Here is a 25,041-nt window from a genome sequence, read left to right as displayed (position 1 = left end):
GTTAGGTGTTCAGCGCCGATGCGTGGTGCTTGAGATGATCGGCAATGAAGCTGGAGATGAAGTAGTAGCTATGGTCGTAACCATCGCGAAGGTTCAGCGAAAGCGGATGATTCACCTTGGCGCATGCATCTTGAAGCAGTTCGGGGCGGAGCTGATTCTGCAAGAAATCATCGCTGAGCCCTTGATCCACGAGCAGGGGCAGGCGCTCCTTTGCATCTGCAATCAGCTCCACGGCGTCATACTGCCGCCACTGCTCCTGATCTCCCCCCAAGTAGGCCGAAAACGCCTTCTGGCCCCAAGGAGCCTGGGTGGGTGCCACGATCGGAGAGAAGGCGGATACGCTGCGATAGCGACCTGGATTTCGCAAAGCGATGACCAAGGCACCGTGGCCGCCCATTGAGTGGCCGCTAATTGAGCGAGCCTGGCTAACAGGGAAGTTCTTCTCAACGAGAGCAGGCAGCTCACTTACAACGTAGTCATACATGCGGTAGTGGTCGGACCACGGTGCCTCGGTGGCATTGACGTAGAACCCCGCACCTTGGCCGAGATCGTAAGCTGGATCATCCGCGACGGACTCTCCGCGCGGACTTGTATCCGGAGCAACGATGGCAATGCCATGCTCAGCAGCGAGCTGCTGCACTGCAGACTTGGTGATGAAGTTCTGCTCTGTGCACGTCAGGCCAGAGAGCCAGTAGAGAACAGGTACCGGGCCGCTGGACGCCTGCGGAGGGAGATAGACTCCAAACTTCATGGTGCAACCAAGGCTGGATGATTCATGCTGGTAGACGTCCTGCCATCCACCGAAGCTTGCGTGACGCTCAATGCGTTCCATTGTTCTTTCCTCTGAGTTGAATTTGATAGGCCATCTATCGCGAATCGAATGTGGCCTTAAGCGAGGCTTTAGGCCTTGTCCTCGACTGCCGAGTCACCGTGTGCATGCCTGATCCTTCGGACAATCCACCAAATCAGCAGCAATACAGCGGGAACCAAGATCGCAGTGACGGTTGCTGCGATGTCATGCGTCCCAGGCAAACCCTTGAGCAGGTATGCGAGAAGACTCACGACGTAGTACGAGATGGCGGCCACCGACAAACCTTCCACCGTCTGCTGCAGGCGCAGCTGAACCTTCGCCCGTTCATTCATGGACGCCAGTAGGTCGCGGTTCTGCCGCTCGAGCTCAACATCAATCCACGACCGGAGGAGCGAGATCGAGCGCGTCAACTTGTCTGAGAGCTTCCCCTGTCGCTCCTTCACTGACTGGCAAGTTCGCATGGCCGGTGCAATCCTTCGATACAAGAAGTCCGCCCAGGTGCTATAGCCGGCAACTTGATCCTCCGCCAACGCATCCAGTCGCTCTTCAACAATTTCGTAGTAAGCCCGACTTGCACCAAACCTATAGAGATTTGCCGCGGCGTCCGCCTCCAACTCTGCAGCCAGGCTGGTCAAATCCGAGAGGAGCACGTCACTGTCACGACGTCCGCCGGAGGCCCTGCGCATCTCTTCAGTAATTGCAGCCAGACGCGCCTCCATGCGACGAAGATTCGACGTCATGGAACGAGTCAGCGGTAGCGCTAGGAGGGCAAGCGTTCGGTATGTCTCGACCTCGAGCAGTCGTTGCGCCAGCGCTCCTGCCCGCGCCGGAGTCAGGTCGCGATCAAGGATGAGCATGTGGGTTAGCCCTTCCTCGTCTTGACGGAAGTCGGTCACAATGGCCGCGGCACCGTTCTCAACCAGCGAGTAGCAGCGGCTGACGGGATCAAAGCAATCTATTTCCTTCTCCGCCTCCGCGGTCCAAGGCAAAAGCCTGACGCTAACAGCCGAGATCACGGGTCCTGGCGGCTTGAATCCCTGTCTAAACGGGTTGTCCCCACAAGGCTCACCTGTTTCTGAGCTCAGTGGTGCGCTCCAGAGGTAGGAAGAGAACTCAGTGTGCTTCTCGCAGTGCAGATCACCCTCATTCCACGTAAGCGCGTGATGAGGTGTGGTGTGATCCTCGACTGCAGCCCCCATACGACCTGAAAGATCGTCGATCGCGGCACGATCTCGACTCATGTCCCCTTCTGTCATGAAGGAGAGCTGGAGAAGGCTTCGCGGAGACTGGGTGAGAAGGTGCGGTCGCGCATGGACTTCCTCAACGGCGGCGCGGCGGTCCGCGTGCGCCGGCATCCCATATACGTAGCCTTCTGCTGGCGTGCCTGCAGCTTGGCTCAGGCCGGATGGGTCATTCATACATAGCCTCAAGAATGGATGATCTTCTAAACACCGCTCACGGGAGGTCTATCACTTGCTTGTGCGATAGCTCAGCGAAAGGTCGTGTGGTGGAGCCGGCTCTGGTGTAGGGCGGTAGTGGGAACCACAACAAGCTGGGAGGACAGCACCGCATAGATCGCAGGCCCTTGCTCTCCCACCTTCCAGCCAGGCGCGGACCGCATGGGAGTCGCAACGAGGCTGGAAGCTCACTTCAAAGGGCCTCCCATGACTCAGTCAGATGCCGAAGGCAACGATGCCGACAGAGATTGCCCGCTCCAAGAAATACAGACAGGCGCAACTCGACTGACATCATCCAGCATGCCTTGGAGCCTCCTGGAAAGGCCTCAACGTCCTAGTCGTGACGCCCTAACCCACGAAGGGGTTAGGAATGGCGGGTTCTACTTGGAAATGAAGTAGTTCGGACACCCATAGATTGCCTCCTCTACTTAGTACTAGCGCCATCAAGCAATGTCGCGAACTGACTAACGGAGATAGGAGCGGACAATAGAGATGGTCTCGTCAATCGACTTCCTTTGAGAGTCGGTGTGGGTGTCGCTATGCGGGAACTCTTCACGCAGATAGCTCTCCAGAACCGTCGCCATCAAACCATTGACCGCCCCGCGCACAGCAGCAAGCTGCTGAAGTACTGCAGCACATTCCGCCCCGCTCTCCAGAGCCTGCTCCAATGCAGCCACCTGTCCGCTGATCCGACGTACGCGGGTAAGGGCCTGCTTTTTCTCCCGAGGGCTGTGAGGCATTGCGCACCTGTCCGTATCACATGAGGGAACGATACTATACTCCCCGATAGTATGCAAGCTAGCAATCTGCGAGGGTCTTTAACTCCGTCAACTGAGTCTGCGCCTGATTTCGAGCCGCCGCCAGAGGCCAGTGACAGACCCCTCCCGCCCCACCCCCACACCACAAAAGGCGGGCTCCTGTAGGAGCCACGCCCCACCACTCGAAAGAGTGGTTACATGTAGATGAATTGGCGGTATAGCTTGTCTAGCTCCAGCCTGACGAACTCGATCTCCTCCTCGTCCCCGGCATCAGAGAGCTCCAGAAGCTGTCGCTCCTTTGATGTAATTCGATCACAGAGGTCTTTTAGGTTGGCGCAGAACTCCGCTGAATGGGCTTGCGACCGGTCAGGTCGAGCCTCTGTTGATCCCAACATTCCGCGAGACGTTGACGGGGTGATGCCGAACTCCTCATTGAACGCGATCTGATGCTGTCGCCTGTCATCAGTCTCAGAAATGGCCTGCCGCATCGCACTAGTGATCGTATCGGCATACATGATCGCCTTACCGCGCGAGTTTCTTGCGGCTCGTCCAATCATCTGAATGAGGGCCTGGCTCGACCGAAGGAAGCCCGCCTGGTCCGCATCAACGATAGCGACCAGAGAGGCCTCAGGAATATCGAGCCCCTCTCTCAGCAGGCTGATACCCACTAGCACATCGAACTCGCCGGCCCTCAGCCCATTGATGATCTCAACTCGATCCTCTGCCTTGATATCCGAGTGCATGTACTTCGCACGCACCCCTTGATCCTCGAGGAACTCGCACAGCTCCTCAGCAGACACCTTTGTCAGCGTGGTCACCAAGACCCTGTCGCCCTCTCGTACACAACGGGCGATCTCTGACAGAAGATCGTGCCTGTAGCCCTCCCTCGGCCTCACCTCTACCAGCGGATCGAGCAAGCCAGTGGGCCTGATGAGCTGGTCAATCAATCTTCCCTTGGATCTCCCAATCTCATAGGCGCCAGGCGTAGCCGAAACGAAGATCGTCTGGGGCTTGATGGCTTCAAACTCAGAGAAGCTAAGCGGTCTGTTGTTCATCGCCGAAGGTAGACGGAACCCGTACTCGATTAGAGTATCCTTCCTGCTCTGATCGCTCCTGAACATCGCCTCGATCTGAGGAACCATGACGTGCGACTCATCAACAAATAGCAGGCCATCCTTCGGGAGGTAGTCCATGAGTGTCGTCGGCCTAGCTCCTGAAGGCTTCGAGTTCAGGTAACTGGAGTAGTTCTCCATGCCAGAGCAATATCCCAGCTCCCTCATCATCTCCACGTCGTTCGTGATCTTCTCGTAAAGCCTATTTGCCTCAACGATTCGACCAGATGCGTTGAGCTCCGTCACCCTGGCCTCCAAATCCTTGAGGATGGCCTTCGTAGCCTCATTGATTTCTGTTTTGGGGCTTGCGAAGAGTGTCTTTGGAGAAACGAGGTAGCGCGTCTCATCGCCAAGCTTCTTCCCTGTAACCGCATCAATCCAGGTGAGCGACTGCACTCTCCCCTCGTCCGTGAGCTCTACTCTAATTGCCTTGTACTCAGAGTCGGCGGGAAAAATATCGACCACATCGCCAGACACACGGAACGTGCCACGCTTCAGGGTCCGCTCAGTCCTGTCGTACTGAAGCGATGCAAGCCGACGCAGGAAGTCCCTCTGATCCAGTTCGATTCCAAGCGCAAGCTCAACCTGCAGATCCCGGTAGCTCTGTGGGTCTCCCAGTCCATAGATTGAGGACACCGAAGCGACAACAATCACGTCTCTACGCTCAATCAGAGACTTCGTAGTCGATAGTCGAAGCCTCTCAAGGTGATCATTGATGGCTGAGTCTTTCTGGATGTAACGATCGCTACCTGGGATATAGACCTCTGGCTGGAAGAAGTCGTAGTAGGAAACGAAATACTCCACGGCGTTCTCGGGGAACAGCGCCTTCATCTCCCCGTAGAGCTGAGCAGTCAACGTCTTGTTTGGCGCAAGAATGAGCGTGGGTCGCTTCAGCCGATGGATCACATTGGCCATCGTGAAGGTCTTCCCTGACCCTGTAATTCCCTTCAAGGTCTGATGTGTTGCTCCCTCCTCGATGCCAGCAATTAGCCTGGCAATCGCTTCGGGTTGATCCCCGGCCGGCGTATGATCCGAATGCATTACGAACATATCTGTTGACATCACTTACGCTCCTACTGGCTCATTCTTGATCGTTAGAGGAACTATTCCCGTCTCACAGACTCCATCCCATATGTGCGAGCGGAACCAAGGGGGCTGTACGAATGCTATCTTTGGGCGAGTTCCTTTCAGGTGAGCCTGGCAACCCATGCCTGACTAGCGCTAGGGCGTGAGCTGGCATGTCGTTACATGCCGGAGCGGCCTCAGAAGTGCACCCGCCGCCCTCCGCTCACGCCTCACTCCTCCCTACCTGGCTGCTGTACCGACTCCTGATCGACCGCAGTCAGAGCCAGCGTTGACATTAGCTCTGTCTCGATCGTCCTCTGCATTGAGTAGATCGGGAGCGCGTTCGGCGCGGAACTGAATGGCTCCTCCAGCTGACGGCCCAGCGCATCGAGACCAAAAAACGTGTACGCCACAATGAGCACCGGTAAAAAGGTCCACCACCCCAATGTTCCTGCCAGCGCAAAAGGAAGTGTTGTGCAGAATACGATCGCAGTCCGGTGAAGCAGCAGCGAATACGAGAATGGAATCGGAGTATTGAGTATCCTCTCGCACCCCCCCCTGGATACGAGCCAAGTTGGCAAGCTGCTTATCCATCACCGAGTACTGAATCGAGTCGATCCTTCCCTCATGAGCCAGATGGGCAAGCTTCAAGCCAATGCCCTGGAGCACAGCGTCCGTCGGATTCGGGCCTTGTGATGCCTTGCCAATATCCCACCAAGGTGCGATCGCATGGGCTTCGTCGGCCCGGCGCAGTCGAGAATAGAGGCCAGCACTGAAGCCACACAGGCCTCGCAGGATCTGTGCTCGGCTGTTTGGATCCAGCAGGGACGTCTGCCTGGCTATTGAGCGACACGCTATGACCAGGTCACCCCAAAGGTGCCTCGCCTCCCACCATCTGGAGTAGCAAGCGTTGTTTCGAAAGCTCATGAATACGGAAAGTGCGATACCAATGAGCGTGAACGGAACGGCACTGAAGCGAGCAAAGATTCCTGGATGCTCCGTTGATGCGAGCACCGCTCCTGCGGTCACAATGCTAATCAGTAGTAGATGCAATGCGATCCTGGGCAGGATGGTACCCCTGACGGCAAACGCAACGTCCCACAACGTCGGCTGCCTTCGCATTCTCGTTTCAACATCTGGGAGACGGTGTGTCATGCCAACCTCTGATTCATTGATCGACTGCTGGCGTCGATACGCCTAGGCAACAAATTCCTTCCACTTGAGTTCGAAATGCGAATGACATCACGCCGTTCGCATGACACTGCTACAGCAGGTCTAAAGCAGTTCATCGTCGGCAGCCTCGGGCATCCATAGTTCAATGACCGTCCCTGTCAGGCCGGTTCTCACTACCGACAGGCTGCCACCGTGGCGGTTGGCAAGCATCTGACTGATGGAAAGACCCAGCCCAGTACCTTGACGATGTTTGGTCGTAAAGAATGGCTCAAAAATTCGGACCAGAATGTCCTGAGGAATGCCGCTTCCAGTATCTGAGACTCGCAAAGCGACGCCAGGGTGACCATGAACGTCGTCAACGTCCAACGTCGCCAATCCCAGCGTTCCGCCCTTCTGCATGACATAGATTGCATTGATCAGGAGGTTCACAAGAATTTGCTGCAGCTCGCCCCGATTGCCCGTTACGAGCCGTGTGGACAGGAAGTTCTTCTCTATCTTCACGGGATGGCGCTTGATGAGGTGTTGAATCAGGGGCAGCGTCTCCAACATCAGCGTGGCAGGCTCTAACAGCTCACTATGACCGGAGTACTCACTGGGCTTGGAGAACTGCAGCAACTTGGAAACAATGGTGCTGATACGCCCAATTTGATCCTCAATGAGGTCAATCTCTTCTCCAAACCCTTGACCCTCGGGCTCCCTGATCGAGTCACGCAGAAGCTCGAGGTTCCCCTGCATGACGGCAAGCGGATTGTTGATCTCGTGCGCTATTCCTGCTGCGATCTCGCCAATTGTTGCCAGCTTCTCAGTGACAATCAGGTGCTGGGTCGTCTCTTCCAACCGTCTATTGGCTAGTGCGAGACCAGCAGTTCGCTCCTCTACCCTGGAATTGAGCTCCTCGTTCCAGGCGACCAGCTGCCGTTCCTTCTCTTCCAGCTGACAGAGCAGCTGGTCCAAGTGCGAAGCGACACGTCCGATTTCATCATTGGATGCCCCTGCTCCGGAGCGAGCACTGCGGTCGCCCGCCTTGACCCGTCCAATTGCCTGATCCATCCGCTCAAGTGGCTTGAACACGCCGCGAGCGATGTACAGAAAAAGGGGTACGGTGATGACTGCAACAAGGAGGCAACCGAACACGATCGCTCCGATGGAATTTCGACGGGCGGTGGTGAATGGCTCCTCCAGAAAGCCCACGAAGAGCATACCAATAGGTACGCCCCGGCCATTGAGAATGGGCATATAGCCGGCAATGTACCAATCATTGACTACGTAGGCTCTCGCCTGCCAGGTCTTTCCCTGGCCCAGCACGGCCTCGGCCACTTCAGAAGACACCCGTGTCCCCGACGCTGGGTTCCCTCCCGCCAACAACGCGTTGGTGCTGATGCGGGTATCACCAAGGAAGATGGAGGCTATCCCTGTTGCGCCAGTACGCAGGGCCTTATCTCGGTAGACAAGATCAGTGATCTGCTTGATGAACTCGGTGTTGTGGTTCAGCAGAGTACCCGCAATCAAGACGCCAACCTGATTGTTTGGAAGTGCAACCGGCGTTGCAGCTTGAATCATTAGGCCCCGCTTCTCACTCTGGGCCGAATCGACAGGATTCCTTGCGTTATGCGGACGAATGACCTCGGCCCGTGCGGCGAGCTTTGGGGAGATCTCCATCAGATCGTCCCGGCTTACCACCCCCACCTCCACGCTGGACGCTCCCTTCAGGGCCTTTTCGATGACTGACCAGTCCAAGTCAAGCTCAGCTGGCGAGGCCGGCTCACTACTAGCCAACAAGCGACCGTTTGAATCCAACAGTGCGATGAAGTCTAGTGAACCACCTTGGGCTTTCGACGCTAGTAGGCTGCCAAGCTCTGCATTCTTGTTGACCCCCTGGCTAATGACGCCATGGAAGCTCTGCGAATCAGCAATCGCAGCCAGCGTCGCGCGGTCGTTGACGAGCAGCTGGTTCATGTACTGTCCCGCAACTTTCAGGTCCCCGCCAACCTTCGAGGCGAGCAGTCGGTCGAAGCGCAAATCCCATTGGTAGATGAGTCCGCCGACGATAGCCGGCAGGATCACAAACATTGGAAGGATCGCGATTAGAAGCAGGCGGAAGCGAACTGAGCGCGCTCGGTTCATTGCAGATTCCTAGGCTGATACATTCCAACTGGAGCACTTACGATCAATCGTCTTTCGCGATATGCCCAAGATCGTGGCCGCTCTTTCGCGATCTCCGCCAGTCTCACGAAGCACTGCAAGGATGTGCCTGCGCTCGACCTCCGAGAGCAGCCGGCTTCGTGGGTCAGAGAGTGACTCCAACCGCTCAAGCTGAGTCGGAAAGTGTCCGAGTATCAGGCTACGCTCAACGTAGTTGTGAAGCTCGCGGACGTTCCCGGGCCACGAGTAGCTCTGAAGATATGCCCGGATCCTTTCGTCGATCGGAATCGGTTGAAGGCCAAGCTGCAGCCCCAGCTCACGCATGAAGCCCGCCGCCAGCTCCAACACATCAGCGCCGCGGTCATGAAGGCGAGGAAGCGACACCTCGAGAACGTTGATGCGATAGTAGAGATCCGACCGGAATGTTCCATTCTTCACTTCCGCAACCAAATTCTTGTTGGTTGAGAAGATGAATCTGACATCGATCGGAATCTCCCGATCTGCGCCAACTGGTCGTATCCGTCTATCTTCAAGCATCCTTAGCAGCTTTCCTTGGAGAGCCAAGGGAAGATCAGCGACTTCGTCAAACAGCAATGTTCCGCCTTCTGCATAGGCGACCAGTCCTTGGCGAGACGAGTTCGCTCCACTGAACGTTCCTTTGAGACTCCCGAACAGTTCAACGTCAATCAACTCGCTGGGAACAGCTGCACAATTTATTGGAATGAAAGGATGAGATGCCCGTGCGGACAACGCGTGCAGCGATCTTGCGGCAACCTCCTTTCCAGAGCCGGATTCTCCAGTGAACAGCACGCTACTGGGCAGTGGTGCGACCTTCGCGATCAGATCCTTGGTGGCCTGAATCGCACGCGAGCTACCTGTGAGCCTGTCTCGAAGCGCAGCTGGTGCACCGGAGCCATGTAGCTCGTGACGGAGAATGGCATTCTCCCGCCGTAGGCGACCGCGTTCCAGGCAGCGCGATATAGCGGCCAGCAACTGATTGGTTCTGAAAGGCTTGAGAAGAAAATCAGCCGCTCCCGCGCGGATAGCGCCGATAGCGGAATCCAAGTCTGCGTACGCAGTAATCAGAATGAAGTCGGCCAAGACCCCTCCCCTGCGCTGGTCCTCCAGCCACGCGATGCCACTCTTCCCTGGCAACACGTTGTCCACAATCACGATGTCAAAGTGGCGCTCCGTCAGATGCTGCTCCGCTTCAATGGTGTCAGCTGCAGCTTCCACAACTTTGCATCGCGGTCGCAAGGCACGAACCAAGAAGCTACGCATGCCAGGTTCGTCGTCAACGATCAGTATCGATGAGCGCGCAAGGTCCGGCCATGCAAGATCGCCGTTTGCGCGCTCTTCGGAAGATTGGTTGGCGCTCTTTGGCGTCATGTTTCCCTCAGTACAATTGAAGCGTGGCTAGTTCCGTCGATTCGTGTTCGAGTTCATTTCGATCTTTCGACCGCTAGATGACGGGTGACATATCGAACAAAACACCCCCTCTCACGACGTAGGACGTTGTGCACCAAAGGCCAGTCTGAGACGTTCAATGCTGTCGACCTCAGTCATATGCCAATCCGGAACTCTTGCCCTACGAGCCTAGTATCGACCTCTTGGTGGCCAAACGGACCGGGGGCTCCTCGCCATATTGCCCAGAGCGCCAATGGCCTCCGTGCCCCTCCAAGCCCCTCGGCGGTCGGTCGCCACGGGAGGCTGGAGAAGTCTCGCTCCCTTCGAGCGGATCATTACGCCAATTCGGCCATATGGGAAGCGCTGGGTGCGCGTTGTCCCCGCCTCGGCCGGAGCCACGCAGCGCGGCCAAGCGCGGGCGAGTCGATCCGCCTTGCAAGAAGGTCCAGGCCCTACCGCTCGCCTACCGGCATAGAGATGCCTATGCACCAGGGTCGTCTCCCATTTGCGCGGCTCGCGGGCAGATGTATCGTGGCTTTGGACTCTCTGAGTCTCCGACTGACTGATGGTTGCTCTTCCCCTCAAGACCCGGGCTTGTTGGGGAGCCGACTAAGGATGGTAGAAGGCGGGGCTGACGGGTCGGCCTCTGACGCGAGCCGGGAGGAGAGATCAGTCGCCCATTTTCGATGCAGGCGATCTGGCCCCCAAATATCTCAATGTCGTTGGGATCATGGCTGATCAGCAGCAGTGGAATACCGGCCCCGTCCAGCACGGCCTCCAGCTCCTGCCGCAAGTGCTGGCGAAGATCCTGGTCCAGCGCGGAGAACGGTTCATCCAGCAGCAGCGCCTGCGGCTGCGTCACCAAGGCGCGTGCCAAGGCGGTACGCTGGCGCTGGCCGCCGGACACCTGCGAGGGCAGCAGATCACCCACCGTATCGATGCGGAATGCGTGCAACCACTGCTCCACCGCATCGAAGCGCTGGCCGACCCGCGGATTCAACCAGCCCTTCTGCAGACCGAACGCCACGTTCTGGCGCACGCTCAGGTGTGGGAACAGCGCGTAATCCTGGAACACGTAGCCCAGCCGGCGGTGCTGCGGCGGCAGATCCACACCGGTGGCCGCATCGAACAGGGTCTGCCCCTGTAGGCGCACATGACCCTGGCCCGGCCTCAGCAGCCCGGCCACCGCCTTCAGGGTCAGGCTCTTGCCCGCGCCCGAGGGCCCGAACAGCACCACCTGCCGCTGCGTGCACTGCAGCGACACGTCCAATACGAAATCCTGGCCGGCCGCCTGCAGGCGACGCTGCACCTGCAGGTCAAGCCACATCACGCAGCTCCCGGCGACGTCCGCCCACCAGCCGCGCGGCCAGCAGCAGGATCACGATGCACACCACCGAGGTCAGGATCACCAGCGCATTGGCCTTGCCGTCCTGGCCGGCCTGCACCGCTTCGTAGATGGCGATCGACAGCGTCTGCGTGCGGCCGGGAATGCTGCCCGCCACCATCAGCGTCGCGCCGAACTCGCCCATCGCGCGTGCAAACGCCAGCAGCAGGCCGGCGAGGATGCCGCGCCACGCCAGCGGCAGCGTGATGCGGAAGAACACCGCTGCTTCGGACACACCGAGCGTGCGTGCGGCCTGCTCCAACTGTCCATCCACTTCCTCGAACGCCGCGCGTGCCGGCTTGAACACCAGCGGCAGCGAGGCCACCGCCGCAGCGATCACCGCCGCCTGCCAGGTGAACACCAGGTTGATGCCGAACCACGACTGCAGCCACGCGCCGATCGGGCCGTTGCGGCCGATCAGCACCAGCAGGTAATACCCCAGCACGGTCGGCGGCAGCACCATCGGCAGGGTCAGCAGCGAATCCAGCAGCTCACGGCCAGGAAATCGCCGACGTGCCAGCAGCGCGCCCAGTGCCACGCCCAGCACCAGATTGATCGCGGTGGCCCAGCCGGCCACCTTCAGCGACAACCACAGTGCGCTCCAGTCGAGATCCATGCCTCAGGGCTTGCCGAACCCATGCTTGGCCAGGATCGCCTGGCCCTGTGCCGAACGCACGAAGGTGGTGAAGCGCTTGGCTTCAACCGGTTGCGCACTGGCCTTGGTCACCGCCAACGGATAGGCAATGCGCCCCGCCACCGGCACCGCGAAGGCACGGCGCACCCGATCAGGCATCGCCTGCGCATCGGTGGCATAGACGAAGCCGGCATCCACTTCACCGCGCGCCACGTAGTCCAGCGACTGGCGAACGTTCTGCGTGGTGATGGTCTTGCCCTGCACCGACGGCCACAGGCCCGCCGCTTCCAGCGCGCCCTTGGCATAGCGGCCGACCGGCACGCTGTCCGGGTTGCCCAGTGCGATGCGCTGCACACCGGCACCGGCCAGGTCCTTCAAGGTACGCGGCGCAGCCTTGGCCTGCGGCGGCACCACCACCCACAGCGCGTTCACCGCGAACACCTCGCGGGTGCCGGCCGCCAGCAGGTCCTGCTGCTGGGCCTGGTCCATCGTGGTTTCATCGGCCGACGCGAACACATCCACCGGCGCGCCGCGGCTGATCTGCTGCAGCAGCACGCCGGACGCGGCGAAGTTGAAATCGACCTTGGTTCCCGGGTGTGCCTTCTCATAGGCGGTGCCCAGTTCGCGGAAGCTCTCGGTCAAGCTCGATGCCGCCGACACCGTCAGGTCGGCCGCCAAGGCCGGCACCGTGGCCAGCAGTCCCAGCAACAACAGTCCAACTCGTTTCATCATTGGTTTCCCCGTTTGGTTGGGTTTAGATCGGTTTCACCGCCTATCCTTGGCATCGCAGGCGCTACATAGCTGGCCCGCCCAGAGCTAGGTAGAGGGTGCACGACGGTGCGGACCTCGTTGGCGCAGGCTGTCTCGTACATCCACATCGAATTGAAGCTGCAGCGAGATGTCATCATCCAGCGCAATGCCAAAACCCAGACCATCACGACAGGGCAAACGTAATGCCAAGGACTGAACCGCTTCGCGAGGAAGCATCAACCGGCAGTACTCGCTCCCCTCCAGAAGCACCGCCTGTTGCCCTGCATGCAGTGATAGCACCATGCCCCAGCCGCGATCGCCGCCGAACCGCGTCAGGTTCTCCACCGATTCGCCGGCCAGCAACTGCGCTAGCTCCTCTTCATCAACGCGCAGACGAACTGCCTGCCGCTGTAGCTGGACTTTCATGATGCAATGAACTCGAGCTCGGTTGAGGTGTTGCAGTTGAGTAGCTGGTCGTATTCGCTATCCGCCAGTGGCAGCTCGATTGCGCCCAAGCGTTCTCGCAGGGCGTGTAGCGAGCGGTGCGCCGCCGGATTCTCGATCAATTCCCGCAACACATGCCGGCAATGGTCATCAATCTGCAACCGCATCGGCAGGGGTTCTTCCGCAAACAGCACACAGGCAGCCGAAGGCGCATCACGTAACCGTTGTAGTAACGCCGGGGTCACATTGGGCGTATCCACCGGAAGCACCAGAGCGGCAGCGTCCGGCATGCACATGGCCACACTGTAGAGCCCGCCCAACGGGCCGCAGCGTGCCACGCGATCAGGAATGCCACCGAAGGCCGGGTAGTTGCCACTCACCCATACCCTTTCCGCACCTGCCTGTCGCAGCAGGCCACGCATGTGCTCTAGCAGGGTTCGCCCGTGCCACGGTAGCAGCGCCTTGTCACGGCCCATCCGGCTGGAAAGACCACCGGCCAGCACGATGCCGTCAGTGGGAATGTTCGTGATCGTGTGCACATTCATGGGCATTGTCATGAGCTTGCGTGGGTTCGTTATCCGCATGGCAGAGACTGCAGCCTTCGGTCCACTCGCTGTCGCCGTCCTCGTAATGCTCCTGCTTCCAGATCGGGCACTGGTGCTTGACCACCTCGATCAACTGCCGGCAGGCCCGGAATGCCTCGTCTCGATGCGGGCTGCCGGCGGCCACCACCACCGCCACATCGCCAATGCCCAACCGGCCCTTGGCGTGGGCCACATACAGCTTCAGCTTCGGACCGAACGTCGCCTCGACCTCTGCCGCCAGGCGCTTGAACTCGTTCAGCACCAAAGGTTCGAACAGGTCGTACGTGATCCCGGTCACCGGCCGGCCGATGTTGACGTCGCGCACCTTGCCGATGAACACGTCGATGCCGCCGAAGCCCGGATCAGATACCGCCGCGATGCCTTCGGCCGGATCGATCGCCGCCTGCGCGCGGTCCACCACCGTCGCGATGATCTTCTCGCTCATCGCTCAGCCCCCGCTCACTGGTGGCAGGATCGCCACGCGGCCATCGTCGGGCAGCGCCTCGTGGTCGCGCAGCACGCGTTGCTGGTCGGCAAACGCCGAGTAGTCCAGCAGGCCCGCGCGGAAACCCGGCCAACGCACCGGCAGCAGCTCGCGCAGCGCCTGGCGCAGATCGGCCACGGTGCCACCGGCCACATCGACGGCGATTTCGCGGCTGGCATCCAGATCGGAAAACGCACCGAACAACTGCAGATTCACCTGTTTCATCATGACTCCTGGCTCACCAGCTGCACCGGTTCGTGGTGACCCCAGCCCTGCACGCGCACGAAGGTGCCAGCGCTGGCCAGGTCTCCCTCGGCCTCCAGCACCACCCAGGCGTTGGCCTGCAGCATGGACATCAAACGGAACGACTCCTGCCCGGACAGTACGCGCGCACTCAGGCGCCCCTGCCCGTCCATTTCCACCCGCGCCCGCGCGTGGAAGCGCAGACCGGGCGGCTTGCGCACGTCGGCCTGCAGCGGCAGCCGCAACACCGGTTCCGGTGCAAGCCCCAGCAGGCGGCGCAGTACCGGCTCGACGAAGAAGCGCTGGCCCACGGCAGCCGAAACCGGGTTGCCGGGCAGGCCGAAGTACAGCGCGCCATTGGGCAACACCGCGAACAACAACGGCTTGCCGGGGCGGATCGCCACCTTATGGAAGACGATGCGCGCACCACGGCCACGCAGCGCATCGGGAACGAAGTCGTAGCGGCCGGCCGACACCGCGCCGGTACTGATCAGCAGCTGCGCGCCAGCGGCCAGCGCTTCATCCAGCACCGCATTGAACGCGGCCACGTCGTCGCCCACCGTGCCCTGCCAGACCACCTCGGCACCGGCCGCCTGCAGGCGGCCCACCAGGTAGGGGCGATTGCTGTCACGGATCTGGCCCGATTCCAGCGCCTGCGCCGCCTCGGTCACCAGTTCCTTGCCGGTGGCGATCACCGCCGCCCTCGGCCGCGCCACCACCGCCACCTCACCCACGCCCAGGGCGTGCAGCAGGGTGCGGGCATTGATATCCAGCACCTGGCCGGCGCACAGCACGCGCTCACCCTCGCGCACGTCCTGGCCGCGCAGGCGCACGTTCTGGCCCGGCTTCACCGTCGCGGTCAGCGCGATGCGGGTCGGGCGGCCGTCCTCGCTGGCGAGGATCTCCACGTTCTCGACCGGCACCACCGTATCCAGGCCAACCGGCATGCGCGCTCCGGTCATGATTTCCCAGGCACCCTCGCCGCCTTCGGCGCCGGCATCGCCGGCTGCCTGCCAGCCCTGCACCGCGAATTCGGTACCGGCCTCGAACGTCGCGCCGTTGGCGCGCAGCGCAAAGCCGTCCATCGCCGAATTGTCGAACGGCGGCAACGACTGCCCGCTGTGGATGTCACTGGCCAGGGTACGGCCGCCGGCTTCATGCAGCGGCACGCGCTCGGCCGGCAGCGGCGTGGCCGCGTCCAGCAGGTGCTGCAAGGCTTCGCAATAGGGAATCATGAGTGGCCATCCCCCTCGACCATCGCCAGGGCGTGGCCCAGTACCGGCGCCAGGATATCCAGGCACTGCGCCGCCGCCTTCGGGCTGCCGGGCAGCGCGAACACCAGCATGTTGCCCAGCTGCACCACCTCGGCGCGGCTCAGCCAGGCCATCGGCGTGTGCTGTGCACTCAGCGCGCGCACCATCTGCGCCAGGCCATGTACCGGCCGCGCGTTCAGGGAACGGAGCGCCTCCGGGGTCAGGTCACGCGGGCCCAGTCCGGTACCACCGGTACACAGGCACAGGCGCACGCCCTCGGCGGCCAAGGCCTGCAGGCGACCCGCCAATGGCTCGATGCCATCGGGCAACACCTCAGCGGCCACCACCTCGCCGCCCAGCTTTTTCAGGCCGGTCACCAGGGTCGGGCCAGAGATATCCTCATAGGTGCCGTCGCTGGCGCGATCGCTCAGCGTGATCACCGCGCAGGCCGCGCCCTCCAGGCCCTTCGGCGCACGCGGCTTGAAACGCGTGCGCTCGGCATCGTCCATGCCGTCGGGGTGCAGCCAGACACCGCGCTTGCCGCCTTCCTTGAACAGCAGGCGGATACCTTCGATGCGCAGGGCCGGTTCCACCGGCTTGCTCAGGTCGTACAGGGTAAGCAGCGCCGCGTTGACGCCGGCCAGTGCCTCCATCTCCACGCCGGTGCGCGCCTCGCTGGCGCACTCGCACCACACGCGGATCGCCTGCCGTTCCGGTACCGGCGCGCAGAACACCTGCACCAGTTCCAGCGGCAGCGGGTGGCACAGTGGCATCAGCATCGAGGCCATCTTGGCGCCCTGCAGGCCGGCAATCTCGGCCATCACCAGCGCATCGCCCTTGGGCAGGCGGCGCTCGACGATCAGCGGATAGGCCACTGGACCGGCATGCAGCTCGCCCACCGCCACCGCACGTCGGCGGGTGATGCGCTTGTCGCGGACATCGGCCATATGGAAGGCCGCATTCAATTCCCCACTCATCGTGTTGCTCATCCTCCGATGGAGGCCAGGTGCGGGGTCAGCCCGGTCTGGCCCTGGTGCAGTCCATGCCCGGCCGCTTTCAGGCCAAGCTGCGTGGTAATGCGTGCCAGCAGCGCGTCATGGTCATCGTCGCTCTGCAGCAGCGGGCGCAGCGGCACGCCGAACTCGCCGAACAGGCACAGCCGCAGGTCACCCTTGGCGGTCACCCGCAGGCGGTTGCAGCCCTTGCAGAAGTCACGCGAATACGGGGCGATGATGCCCACCGTGCCGCGATGGTCCGGGTGGCTGTACTCACGCGCCGGGCCGGCATCGGCGGCGCGCGGCCGTTCGTGCCAGCCAGCCGCCAGCAGCTGCTCGATCACCACGTCGGCGCGCAGGTGGTGGCGCTGGAAATAGGCTTCGTTGTCGCCGGTGCGCATCAGTTCGATGAAGCGCACGCTGAAGGGGCGGTCACGCAGGTAGTCCATCCACTGCGGCAGCTCGTCGTCGTTCAGGCCACGCAGCAGCACCGCATTGAGCTTGATCGCCGGCAGGCCCAGCGCCTGCGCCAGGGCCAGGCCCTGTTCGATCTCCGGCAGGCGGTCATGCCCGGTGATGGTCTTGAAACGTTCGCGCTGCAGGCTGTCCATGCTCACGTTCAGCGCGGTCAGGCCGGCGCGGTGCCAGCCCGGCAGGCGCCGCGGTAGCAACGTGCCATTGGTGGTGATGGCCACCTTGCGGATGCCCGGCACCGCCGCCACGGTGGCGATGATCTCATCCAGGTCCTTGCGCAGGCTGGGCTCGCCGCCGGTCAGGCGGATCTTGCTCATGCCCAGCGCGGCAAACGCACGCACCAGGCGCGCGATTTCTTCCACCTGCAGGAAGCGCGGGCGGCCATCGGCCTGGTAGCCGTCGGGCAGGCAGTAGCTGCAACGGAAGTTGCAGGCTTCGGTCAACGAAAGGCGCAGGTACGGAAAGCTGCGTCCGAAACCGTCGGTGAGTTGGCGGGGATGATCTGCCAGTGCGCCCTCACCTACCGGCTCTGGCGCCCGAATGAGCTCGGCTGACATTCTTAGTCCTCCCTACGACATGCCGGCGCAATCACTGTGAAATGACCACCCTGACCGGGATCGACTTCGCCGCGGGGGTACCACTGATGCGATCGAAGTAATCCAGAGGTAGCAGTGGATTGAGTTCAGGGTAGTAGCCCGCAATCGCGCCACGCGGCATCGGATAGTCAAGCACAGTCAACCCATCGACCCGCCGGCAGACGCCATCACTGGAGATCGTCTCGAGGCTCACCTGTTCCTCCTTCCCAATCCCTCGTGCTACTCGATCTTCCAGGTTCATGAAGAGGATCATTCGATCGTTATACACACCGCGATAGCGATCGTTGTAGCTGTAGATTGTCGTGTTGTACTGGTCATGGGAGCGAACCGTGGCCAGCCGAAGCATAGTGGGATCCTCGACCAGGTCGTTCACTTCAAGACCCGGCAACACCAGAATATTGGCCTTCCCGTTAGGTGTCGGCCACTCACGGCGGCGCGGCGGAATGTCCAAGTGGAAGCCACGCGGCGCCTGGATCCGTTCATTGAAGTCTGCGTAGATGCTGGGATAGACCGCCGCGATCAGCTCACGAACATGGTTGTAATCGTGCATGCAAGCTGCCCAGTCGACCTTGCTGTCCGGCAGTGTTGCCATTGCCATGCGGCACACGATCTCAACTTCCGGAAGAACATGTTCACTCACAGGCTCCAGTACTCCACGGGATGCGGTGACATTCGACATGGCATCCTCAATGGTGACAAACTGCTCACCCAGCGGGGTATGGATCCACTCCGAGCGCGCCACCACCGGTAGGATCAGCGCCTCCTTGCCATGCACTAGGTGGCCACGGTTGAGTTTGGTGGCGATGCCAACCGTAAGCTCAAGACCACGCATTGCCCTGTAGGCAATTTCGGTATCAGGAACAGCATGGATGAAGTTCCCGCCCATGCCGATGAAGACCTTGGCGGTTCCAGCCAGCATCGCCTCAATAGACTCAACCACATGGTGCCCATGTTCGCGCGGCGGTTCGAACCCGAACACGTCGCGAACTTGGTCCAGGTAGCGTTGCGTCGGCTTCTCATCAATGCCGACGGTACGGTCGCCTTGCACGTTGGAATGGCCGCGAATAGGAGCAATGCCCGCCCCGGGCTTTCCGAAGTTGCCGCGCAGCATCAGCAGATTGGCAACCTGCTGCAAAAGGCGAGATCCTTGCTGGTGCTGGGTCAGGCCCATGCCATAGCAGATAATGGTCGCACGGGAACGGATGTAGATCTCTGCACAACGCAGAATCTGCTCCTTCTTGATCCCGGACACTTGGACGATCTGGCTCCACTCCAGGGACATCACTTCTTCACGCAATGCCTCCAGCCCGACGGTGTGCTCGGTCAGGAATTCGTGATCGAGAACAGACTCGCCGGCCGCTTCCCGCTCGAACATAGCCTTCATGATGCCCTTGATCAGGGCCAGGTCACCGCCGATGCGAATGTGTACAAATTCACTGGAAATCTCGGTGGAGCCAAACGTGGCCATCTGCACGACGTCCTGGGGCTCGGCAAAGCGAATCAGCGCACGTTCCGGCATAGGATTGACCGCGACAATTGGAGCATTACGCTTCCGCGCCTCCACCAAGTTGGACATCATTCGTGGTGAGTTGGTGCCTGTGTTCTGGCCGATGACGAAGATGGCCTCAGCATGCTCAAAGTCATCGAGCACGATAGTGCCCTTGCCGACACCAATTGCCGGCGGCAACCCCCGGCTGGTCGGCTCGTGGCACATGTTCGAGCAGTCCGGGAAGTTGTTGGTTCCGAACTCGCGCACGAAGATCGAGTACAGGAACGCGGCTTCGTTCGGCGTCCTCCCCGAGGTGTAGAACTCAGCCTCATGCGGGCTGGACAGGGCCTGCAGGTGTCGCCCGATCAGCGCGAAGGCCTCATCCCAGCTACAAGGAACGTAATGGTCGGATACCGGGTCATATCGCATCGGCTCGGTCAATCGACCCTGCATCTCCAGCCAATAGTCGGACTGCGCCATCAGCTCCTGGACAGTGTGCTCCGCGAAGAACTCACGCGTGGCGCGATGCTTGGTTGCCTCCCATGCCAAGGCCTTCGCACCGTTTTCGCAGAACTCCAGCTTCTTGGTGTGATCTGCATCCGGGAAAGCGCAACTGGGGCACTTGAATCCCCCAGGCTGATTCATCGACAAAAGCGCTTTAGATCCCTTGGCAATGACGCTCTGCTGCATCAGAACCTTGGCGGTTGCACCGGCGGCACCCCAACCACCGGCAGGATGGTCGTAGGCTTTGTAACGGGGGATCTTCTGCTCTGACATGACAGGCACTCGCAGCATGCAATTGGGAGTGGGAAAAGTTAAGCACGCGACGGCCTCCCCTTCCACGGACAGTATGTCCACCCTGCCCAGACAAGACGTCCGGCGTACACGCCGGGGATCGAATCGAGGCACTGGTGTCCGATACGAGTGCCTCAACGGACCCGAAGCGCTCATCCTGGCCCTCACCACGAACAGGTCTTCACGCCACCCGCCATCGATTGTAACTATCTAATTTATCGGGCGTTTTCTAGCTACAGGCACATGTAGCGGACAGGCGGGCCACAGCCCCTCGAACAGAATGTCGGATCAACTCAGCCAAACTGTCCATCTGCGAACATTTGTAAATTTTGACCGCAGCGGGGTGTACGCCTTGGGATACTCTCCGCACTGTCAAACCACTAAGAAGTCCCCGACCCGAGGGACCCTGCACGCCCAGATCATCGTTACCGGCTTCCCTCCCCGCCAGGCCTCATCTCCATGCAAGCGCCCAGCCCAGTACCTGCCAACGAGCCCTGCGGCATCGCATATCGAAGAACCCTTCGGTGGCGTGGTGGCGAGCGCGGCTCAATCATGGACAGCGTTGCCGAAGAAGTGCCTGTCGCGATGCTCTACAACGACAGTCCTTTCTCGGTGATGATGGCCAGCCCAACGGATCTGGAAGACTTTGCGCTGGGCTTTTCCATGACGGAGGGAACAATTTCTGATCCCTCCCAACTTCTCCGGATTGAAGTGAGGCCATCGCTGGAAGGCATTGAGCTGGCGATGGAAGTCACAGATAGTGCGCCCATCGTGTCAATGCCCAACGACGCCACCCGCAACCTACCCGGGCGTAGCGGTTGCGGGCTATGTGGAGCTAGTCGACTGGAGCAAGTGCTCAGAATGCCTTTGCCAATCGACCGACCCACCACCTACTCCGCCTTGGCGCTACGCGTAGCACTGTCCTCGCTAAAAGGGCTACAGCCAATGAACGAGGCTGCCGGCTCAACCCACGCAGCAGCATGGGTTCTCCCGGACGGAGCTATCGAAGTGGTACGCGAAGACGTGGGCAGGCACAACGCACTAGATAAGCTCATTGGTGCAATGAGGCGCTCATCGACTTCAACCAACGAAGGTCTCGTGCTTCTATCTAGCCGTGCTAGCTACGAAATGGTGAGTAAGGCCGCCTATGCAGGCATGGCGATCGTTGCAGCGGTATCGGCACCCACAGCCTTAGCCATAGATCTCGCAAAGGCCGCAGGGATCTGTCTTGTCGGTTTCGCGCGCTCGGATGGCTTCAACATCTATTCACACCCCCAGCGCCTACTCGATTTGGAAGCTGCACACCTAGCAGCCGTATGACGCCAGATGACGCCTGCCGTGCAATGAGCAAGGATCTCCGCCGATGAAATTGCTAGGCACCATCGGAACTTGAGCCGCTAGCCACCACCCACCCCCTATTGGGATCGTTATGGACGCCCTCCTCCTTTCCCGAATTCAGTTCGGCTTTCTCATCAGCTTCCATGTGCTCTTCCCTGCCTTCACCATTGGCTTGGCCAGTTGGCTTGGTTTCGTGGAATGGCGCTGGCTTCGAACCCGCAACCCGGTGTGGCGGGATCTGTTCTTCTTCTGGCAGAAGATCTTTGCCGTGTCCTTCGGCATGGGCGTGGTAAGCGGTATCGTCATGGCGTTCCAGTTCGGCACAAACTGGCCTCGTTTGAGCCAGATCGCCGGAACCGTAATCGGCCCCCTACTGACTTACGAGGTCCTGACAGCCTTCTTCCTGGAGGCAAGTTTCCTCGGAGTGATGATGTTCGGCTGGGGGCGAGTATCACCACGCCTGCACTTCTTTTCCACATGCATGGTCGCACTTGGAACGCTCTTTTCAACGTTCTGGATTCTTGCCTCCAACAGCTGGTTGCATACGCCTGCGGGCTACGAAATGATCAACGGAGTGGTCCATCCGGTTGACTGGTTCGAGGTTGTGTTCAATCCATCGTTCCCCTATCGACTGGCCCATATGGCAATAGGGTCATTCATAACAACCTGCTTCGTGGTGGGTGGTGTTGGCGCCTGGTACCTGCGGCGTAAGGAGCACGTCGAAGCCGGCCGCAAGATGCTTGGGGCGGCTGTGATATTTGCGGCCATTACCGTTCCTGTTCAGATTTTCGTGGGTGACATGCATGGTCTGAACACCCTCAAGCACCAGCCGATGAAGATCGCAGCGGTAGAGGCTCACTGGCATCAGGGCCAAGAAGGTGAAGGAGTTCCGCTGGTCGTCTTCGCTGTACCAAATGAGAAGGAAGAGCGGAACGATCTTGAGATCGCGATTCCGCGTGTTGGCAGCCTCATCCTGACTCACTCCATGGATGGAACCTTCGCACCGCTGACATCCGTACCGGCGAGCGAACGACCTCCGGTCACGCCTGTGTTCTTCGCATTCCGGATCATGGTTGGGATAGGCACCCTCATGCTACTGCTCGCCTGGCTTTCTGCTTTCACCCTGGCCCGCCGTAAGCTGTTCGATTCCGGGGCCCTGCTGCGCGCTTGGAACTGGATGCTTCCAAGTGGGTTCGTTGCTTTGGTGGCCGGCTGGTTTGTCACCGAGATGGGGCGCCAGCCTTGGATTGTCTATGGCGTTTTGCGAACGGCTGATGCCGTGGGACCGCAAACGGCCTGGATGACAGCGATCTCACTCGCGGTCTATGTCGCTGGATATGCGTTCGTATTTGGTTGGGGCATCTGGTATCTGGTCAAGATCCTCCGACATGGCCCACATGCCCAAGACGGAAGTCCGTCGCTAGAGGGTGGTGATCGCACACCTGCACGGCCTATCTCGGCCGCTGATCAATCTCTCTGAGGAACGCTGACATGGACTCGATGACCTGGTTGCCCATCGCCTGGTTCGCCGTCATCAGCTTCGGCGTCCTGATGTACGTCGTCCTCGACGGCTTCGTACTCGGTATTGGCATTCTCGCGCCCTTTGCCGAGGATGAAGAGCAGCTCGATGTGATGATGAACACCGCTGCCCCAATATGGGATGGCAACGAAACCTGGCTGGTGCTCGGCGGAGCCGGATTGCTAGCAGCGTTTCCAACAGCCTATGCAGCGCTTCTTTCGGCCCTGTACCTTCCAGTACTTCTGCTGCTTGTATCATTGGTTTTCCGGGGGGTCGCCTTTGAGTTCAGGTTCAAAGCCCATCGCTCCAAGAGGCTTTGGAGCGTGGCTTTCGGCCTTGGCTCGCTTCTGGCCGCGTTCTCTCAAGGAGTGATTCTTGGCACGGTGGTGCAAGGCGTGCCAATGACTGGTGACACCTACGCTGGCGGGCCATTCCTATGGTTCAGCCCCTTTGCCATGCTTACCGGAGCAGCCTTGGTTGCCGGCTACGCCTTGCTTGGAGGCACCTGGCTAATCTTGAAGACCGAGGGGCGAACCCACGCACTTGCCAGGCGCCTGACCCGCCCCCTGGTGGTCGCCGTGATCGTGGCCATGGGGCTCGTGAGCAGCTGGCTGCCGTTCCTTGATCTGCGACTAATGACTCGCTGGTTCAGTGACGGGAATTTCTGGTGGCTGTCCCCCGTCCCCCTTCTTACGCTCGCCGTGGCAGTGGCGCTGTGGCGCGCGGAGAAACGCCCCACTCATGATCTTGCCCCTTTCCTACTGAGCCTGTCGTTGTTTGTCCTGGGTTACCTAGGCCTCGTACTCGGCATGTGGCCGTACCTGCTCCCCCCGGCATTGACGATCTGGGATGCAGCAGCGCCAGTGTCGTCGCTTGGCTTCAGCCTGGTCGGCTTGGCGGTCATGCTTCCTGTCATCCTGGGCTACACCGCCTGGTCATACCGCGTTTTCCGCGGCAAGGTGAGTGCGAGCACGAGCTATCATTGAGCGTGATATGCCGCCCATTCGCCTGAAGTGGAGAATGGGCTCAACTAAAGCCCGGAAAGGGCGAGTGGGTTCGGTGGCGGCCGACTCATGAACTGAATGTCACTGGACTATCTTCAGCTAAGCCGAAGGTCAAATGCCACCGCCTCTGGCCCTCGACTTGACTCAATCAGTTAGCCAATACGCCCGGCCTCCCAGAATCGTGTATCGCCCTAAGACACACAGGATGTGATGAGTGGGGCCTTCAGCCGACCCTGAATCGTATGCCTTCGGATCGAACTGACTTGAAGGAAAGTCGATGATTCACGGTGAGGTGGTAGAAGAACGCCTCACACCAACGAAGTCGCCTAGAAAGAAGGACTACATCATGTATGGGGCCGCTACGAGATAGCCACCTGACAAGAGTGAGTGGGTCCCTTCCCGACAGCATGGGGCTAAGTAGCTCAACAGTAGAGCCTCTGGCCAACGTGCAAACCCACGGCCGTACGGATCTTAACCATAGGTGGAAGCCCTCCCGCTCAAGCCTACGCCTTTCAGCAAGCTCCGCTCTGAGCTGACGCCGGCGAACTTGGCGGGCTATCTCCAAGTGTGGCGAGTACTCCCCCTTGCCATGATAGGCAACCTTCAGGACGTAGCCCCGGGCCCTGGTAGGAATCGGTGAGTACGAAGCTCGAACACGCGCAAAGAAGTACCCCGCGAAAACGGCAGTTGCGACGAGAACAACATGAAGTTCGCTCGGGGCGATACGGTATCCACTCGCGGTGAAGAACTGGACGCAAACAAGTCCATCACAACCCGTAGGAATCAACGTTCGATACAACGTCGTCCCGGGAACATACAAGAGAAAAATGAAGCCATAGGCGCACCATTTCCAGCAATGAACTCGCTGATCCAGCACCGGCTCCCAACTGAGCTCTCTTTTGGGGCGGCGCAGAACGTAAGCGCCAATGAAGAGCAGCGAAGGAACGCCCAATAGCAGCAGCAGGTCGATGATCTTCTGAATTGAGTACATGGCAGGGTACTTAGAACGTCGCTCCGGAGCTCCTGGGCAAACGGGATGCCATCGACTGGATTCGTGGCCGGGACGACCCGCCAGGAGTCTGGACAGGGCTGTATCGGCCGCGCGACATGGAACTTGAACCACTGATTCG

The 25,041-nt window shown here is 60.1% G+C and carries 20 protein-coding genes and 2 pseudogenes; 3 read left to right on the top strand and 19 right to left on the bottom strand.

Annotated features, from left to right (window positions below):
• Position 1: 1 nt before the first annotated feature.
• The 19 genes and pseudogenes from fghA to ACZK2V_RS10950 form a co-directional block, all read right to left on the bottom strand.
• The gene (fghA, locus tag ACZK2V_RS11040) at positions 2-832 is read right to left on the bottom strand and encodes an S-formylglutathione hydrolase (RefSeq protein ID WP_017354482.1); all 831 of its coding nucleotides are present in this window, start codon (positions 830-832) and stop codon (positions 2-4) included.
• Between the two features lie 68 nt (positions 833-900).
• Entirely contained in the window at positions 901-2,229 is a 1,329-nt protein-coding gene (locus ACZK2V_RS11035) for a DUF3422 family protein (RefSeq protein WP_026070509.1), read from the bottom strand.
• 503 nt (positions 2,230-2,732) lie between these two features.
• A complete protein-coding gene (gene frmR, locus ACZK2V_RS11030) occupies positions 2,733-3,008 on the bottom strand; it encodes a formaldehyde-responsive transcriptional repressor FrmR (RefSeq protein WP_017354484.1) in 276 nt (91 codons plus the stop codon).
• A gap of 212 nt (positions 3,009-3,220) precedes the next feature.
• On the bottom strand, positions 3,221-5,200 hold the full coding sequence (uvrB, locus tag ACZK2V_RS11025; protein ID WP_017354485.1) for an excinuclease ABC subunit UvrB: 1,980 nt from the start codon (positions 5,198-5,200) through the stop codon (positions 3,221-3,223).
• 233 nt (positions 5,201-5,433) lie between these two features.
• Entirely contained in the window at positions 5,434-5,784 is a 351-nt protein-coding gene (locus ACZK2V_RS11020; RefSeq protein WP_478476945.1) for a hypothetical protein, read from the bottom strand.
• Positions 5,785-5,824: 40 nt separating this feature from the next.
• Positions 5,825-6,325 (bottom strand): annotated as a pseudogene (locus tag ACZK2V_RS11015) (bestrophin family protein); the annotation flags it as partial.
• A 153-nt stretch (positions 6,326-6,478) separates the two neighbouring features.
• Complete coding sequence (locus tag ACZK2V_RS11010) at positions 6,479-8,500, bottom strand: cache domain-containing protein (protein ID WP_017354487.1); 2,022 nt, start codon at positions 8,498-8,500, stop codon at positions 6,479-6,481.
• Between the two features lie 9 nt (positions 8,501-8,509).
• Positions 8,510-9,907, bottom strand: a complete 1,398-nt coding sequence (locus tag ACZK2V_RS11005) for a sigma-54-dependent transcriptional regulator (RefSeq protein WP_026070510.1) — start codon at positions 9,905-9,907, stop codon at positions 8,510-8,512.
• Positions 9,908-10,592: 685 nt separating this feature from the next.
• Positions 10,593-11,252 (bottom strand): annotated as a pseudogene (locus ACZK2V_RS11000) (ATP-binding cassette domain-containing protein); the annotation flags it as partial.
• A complete protein-coding gene (modB, locus tag ACZK2V_RS10995; protein ID WP_005413347.1) occupies positions 11,242-11,925 on the bottom strand; it encodes a molybdate ABC transporter permease subunit in 684 nt (227 codons plus the stop codon). The pseudogene ACZK2V_RS11000 and the gene modB, both read right to left, overlap by 11 nt.
• A gap of 3 nt (positions 11,926-11,928) precedes the next feature.
• Complete coding sequence (gene modA, locus ACZK2V_RS10990) at positions 11,929-12,672, bottom strand: molybdate ABC transporter substrate-binding protein (protein WP_026070511.1); 744 nt, start codon at positions 12,670-12,672, stop codon at positions 11,929-11,931.
• Positions 12,673-12,759: 87 nt separating this feature from the next.
• Positions 12,760-13,119, bottom strand: coding sequence for a hypothetical protein (locus ACZK2V_RS10985; RefSeq protein WP_017354491.1), 360 nt, complete (start codon positions 13,117-13,119; stop codon positions 12,760-12,762).
• Positions 13,116-13,682 (bottom strand): molybdenum cofactor guanylyltransferase, encoded by a 567-nt coding sequence (gene mobA / locus ACZK2V_RS10980; RefSeq protein ID WP_026070512.1) that lies wholly within the window; start codon positions 13,680-13,682, stop codon positions 13,116-13,118. Before mobA ends, ACZK2V_RS10985 begins: the two co-directional genes overlap by 4 nt.
• Positions 13,648-14,166 carry a molybdenum cofactor biosynthesis protein MoaE gene (locus tag ACZK2V_RS10975; RefSeq protein WP_017354493.1) on the bottom strand — a complete coding sequence of 173 codons (519 nt, stop codon included), beginning with the start codon at positions 14,164-14,166 and terminating at the stop codon, positions 13,648-13,650. Before ACZK2V_RS10975 ends, mobA begins: the two co-directional genes overlap by 35 nt.
• 3 nt (positions 14,167-14,169) lie before the next feature.
• Positions 14,170-14,430, bottom strand: a complete 261-nt coding sequence (locus ACZK2V_RS10970) for a MoaD/ThiS family protein (protein ID WP_017354494.1) — start codon at positions 14,428-14,430, stop codon at positions 14,170-14,172.
• Positions 14,430-15,683, bottom strand: a complete 1,254-nt coding sequence (locus tag ACZK2V_RS10965) for a molybdopterin molybdotransferase MoeA (protein WP_017354495.1) — start codon at positions 15,681-15,683, stop codon at positions 14,430-14,432. The genes ACZK2V_RS10970 and ACZK2V_RS10965 overlap by 1 nt, the downstream gene beginning before the upstream one ends.
• On the bottom strand, positions 15,680-16,678 hold the full coding sequence (gene moaCB / locus ACZK2V_RS10960) for a bifunctional molybdenum cofactor biosynthesis protein MoaC/MoaB (RefSeq protein ID WP_026070513.1): 999 nt from the start codon (positions 16,676-16,678) through the stop codon (positions 15,680-15,682). The genes ACZK2V_RS10965 and moaCB overlap by 4 nt, the downstream gene beginning before the upstream one ends.
• Before the next feature lie 8 nt (positions 16,679-16,686).
• Positions 16,687-17,727, bottom strand: coding sequence for a GTP 3',8-cyclase MoaA (gene moaA, locus ACZK2V_RS10955; protein WP_017354497.1), 1,041 nt, complete (start codon positions 17,725-17,727; stop codon positions 16,687-16,689).
• 31 nt (positions 17,728-17,758) lie between these two features.
• A complete protein-coding gene (locus tag ACZK2V_RS10950; RefSeq protein ID WP_026070515.1) occupies positions 17,759-20,032 on the bottom strand; it encodes an FdhF/YdeP family oxidoreductase in 2,274 nt (757 codons plus the stop codon).
• A 477-nt stretch (positions 20,033-20,509) separates the two neighbouring features.
• On the opposite strand from ACZK2V_RS10950, the gene fdhD reads away from it, so the two are divergent.
• From fdhD to cydB, 3 genes are all read left to right on the top strand, one after another.
• Positions 20,510-21,370 carry a formate dehydrogenase accessory sulfurtransferase FdhD gene (gene fdhD / locus ACZK2V_RS10945; protein ID WP_026070516.1) on the top strand — a complete coding sequence of 287 codons (861 nt, stop codon included), beginning with the start codon at positions 20,510-20,512 and terminating at the stop codon, positions 21,368-21,370.
• Positions 21,371-21,479: 109 nt separating this feature from the next.
• Positions 21,480-22,868, top strand: coding sequence for a cytochrome ubiquinol oxidase subunit I (locus tag ACZK2V_RS10940; RefSeq protein WP_017354500.1), 1,389 nt, complete (start codon positions 21,480-21,482; stop codon positions 22,866-22,868).
• 11 nt (positions 22,869-22,879) lie between these two features.
• The gene (gene cydB, locus ACZK2V_RS10935; protein WP_017354501.1) at positions 22,880-23,893 is read left to right on the top strand and encodes a cytochrome d ubiquinol oxidase subunit II; all 1,014 of its coding nucleotides are present in this window, start codon (positions 22,880-22,882) and stop codon (positions 23,891-23,893) included.
• Positions 23,894-25,041 lie beyond the last annotated feature (1,148 nt).

This window comes from Stenotrophomonas sp. 93052_Sma (assembly GCF_056481145.1).
The sequence above is the reverse complement of the archived record's forward strand: the minus strand, read 5'-3'. Positions and strand labels throughout refer to the sequence as shown.

Bases quoted from the DNA above. Each gene is read 5' to 3' on its own strand.
- fghA (WP_017354482.1), bottom strand. From the start codon at position 832: ATGGAACGCATTGAGCGTCACGCAAGCTTCGGTGGATGGCAGGACGTC.
- ACZK2V_RS11035 (WP_026070509.1), bottom strand. From the start codon at position 2,229: ATGAATGACCCATCCGGCCTGAGCCAAGCTGCAGGCACGCCAGCAGAA.
- frmR (WP_017354484.1), bottom strand. From the start codon at position 3,008: ATGCCTCACAGCCCTCGGGAGAAAAAGCAGGCCCTTACCCGCGTACGT.
- uvrB (WP_017354485.1), bottom strand. From the start codon at position 5,200: ATGTCAACAGATATGTTCGTAATGCATTCGGATCATACGCCGGCCGGG.
- ACZK2V_RS11010 (WP_017354487.1), bottom strand. From the start codon at position 8,500: ATGAACCGAGCGCGCTCAGTTCGCTTCCGCCTGCTTCTAATCGCGATC.
- ACZK2V_RS11005 (WP_026070510.1), bottom strand. From the start codon at position 9,907: ATGACGCCAAAGAGCGCCAACCAATCTTCCGAAGAGCGCGCAAACGGC.
- modB (WP_005413347.1), bottom strand. From the start codon at position 11,925: ATGGATCTCGACTGGAGCGCACTGTGGTTGTCGCTGAAGGTGGCCGGC.
- modA (WP_026070511.1), bottom strand. From the start codon at position 12,672: ATGAAACGAGTTGGACTGTTGTTGCTGGGACTGCTGGCCACGGTGCCG.
- ACZK2V_RS10985 (WP_017354491.1), bottom strand. From the start codon at position 13,119: ATGAAAGTCCAGCTACAGCGGCAGGCAGTTCGTCTGCGCGTTGATGAA.
- mobA (WP_026070512.1), bottom strand. From the start codon at position 13,682: ATGAATGTGCACACGATCACGAACATTCCCACTGACGGCATCGTGCTG.
- ACZK2V_RS10975 (WP_017354493.1), bottom strand. From the start codon at position 14,166: ATGAGCGAGAAGATCATCGCGACGGTGGTGGACCGCGCGCAGGCGGCG.
- ACZK2V_RS10970 (WP_017354494.1), bottom strand. From the start codon at position 14,430: ATGAAACAGGTGAATCTGCAGTTGTTCGGTGCGTTTTCCGATCTGGAT.
- ACZK2V_RS10965 (WP_017354495.1), bottom strand. From the start codon at position 15,683: ATGATTCCCTATTGCGAAGCCTTGCAGCACCTGCTGGACGCGGCCACG.
- moaCB (WP_026070513.1), bottom strand. From the start codon at position 16,678: ATGAGTGGGGAATTGAATGCGGCCTTCCATATGGCCGATGTCCGCGAC.
- moaA (WP_017354497.1), bottom strand. From the start codon at position 17,727: ATGTCAGCCGAGCTCATTCGGGCGCCAGAGCCGGTAGGTGAGGGCGCA.
- ACZK2V_RS10950 (WP_026070515.1), bottom strand. From the start codon at position 20,032: ATGTCAGAGCAGAAGATCCCCCGTTACAAAGCCTACGACCATCCTGCC.
- fdhD (WP_026070516.1), top strand. From the start codon at position 20,510: ATGCAAGCGCCCAGCCCAGTACCTGCCAACGAGCCCTGCGGCATCGCA.
- ACZK2V_RS10940 (WP_017354500.1), top strand. From the start codon at position 21,480: ATGGACGCCCTCCTCCTTTCCCGAATTCAGTTCGGCTTTCTCATCAGC.
- cydB (WP_017354501.1), top strand. From the start codon at position 22,880: ATGGACTCGATGACCTGGTTGCCCATCGCCTGGTTCGCCGTCATCAGC.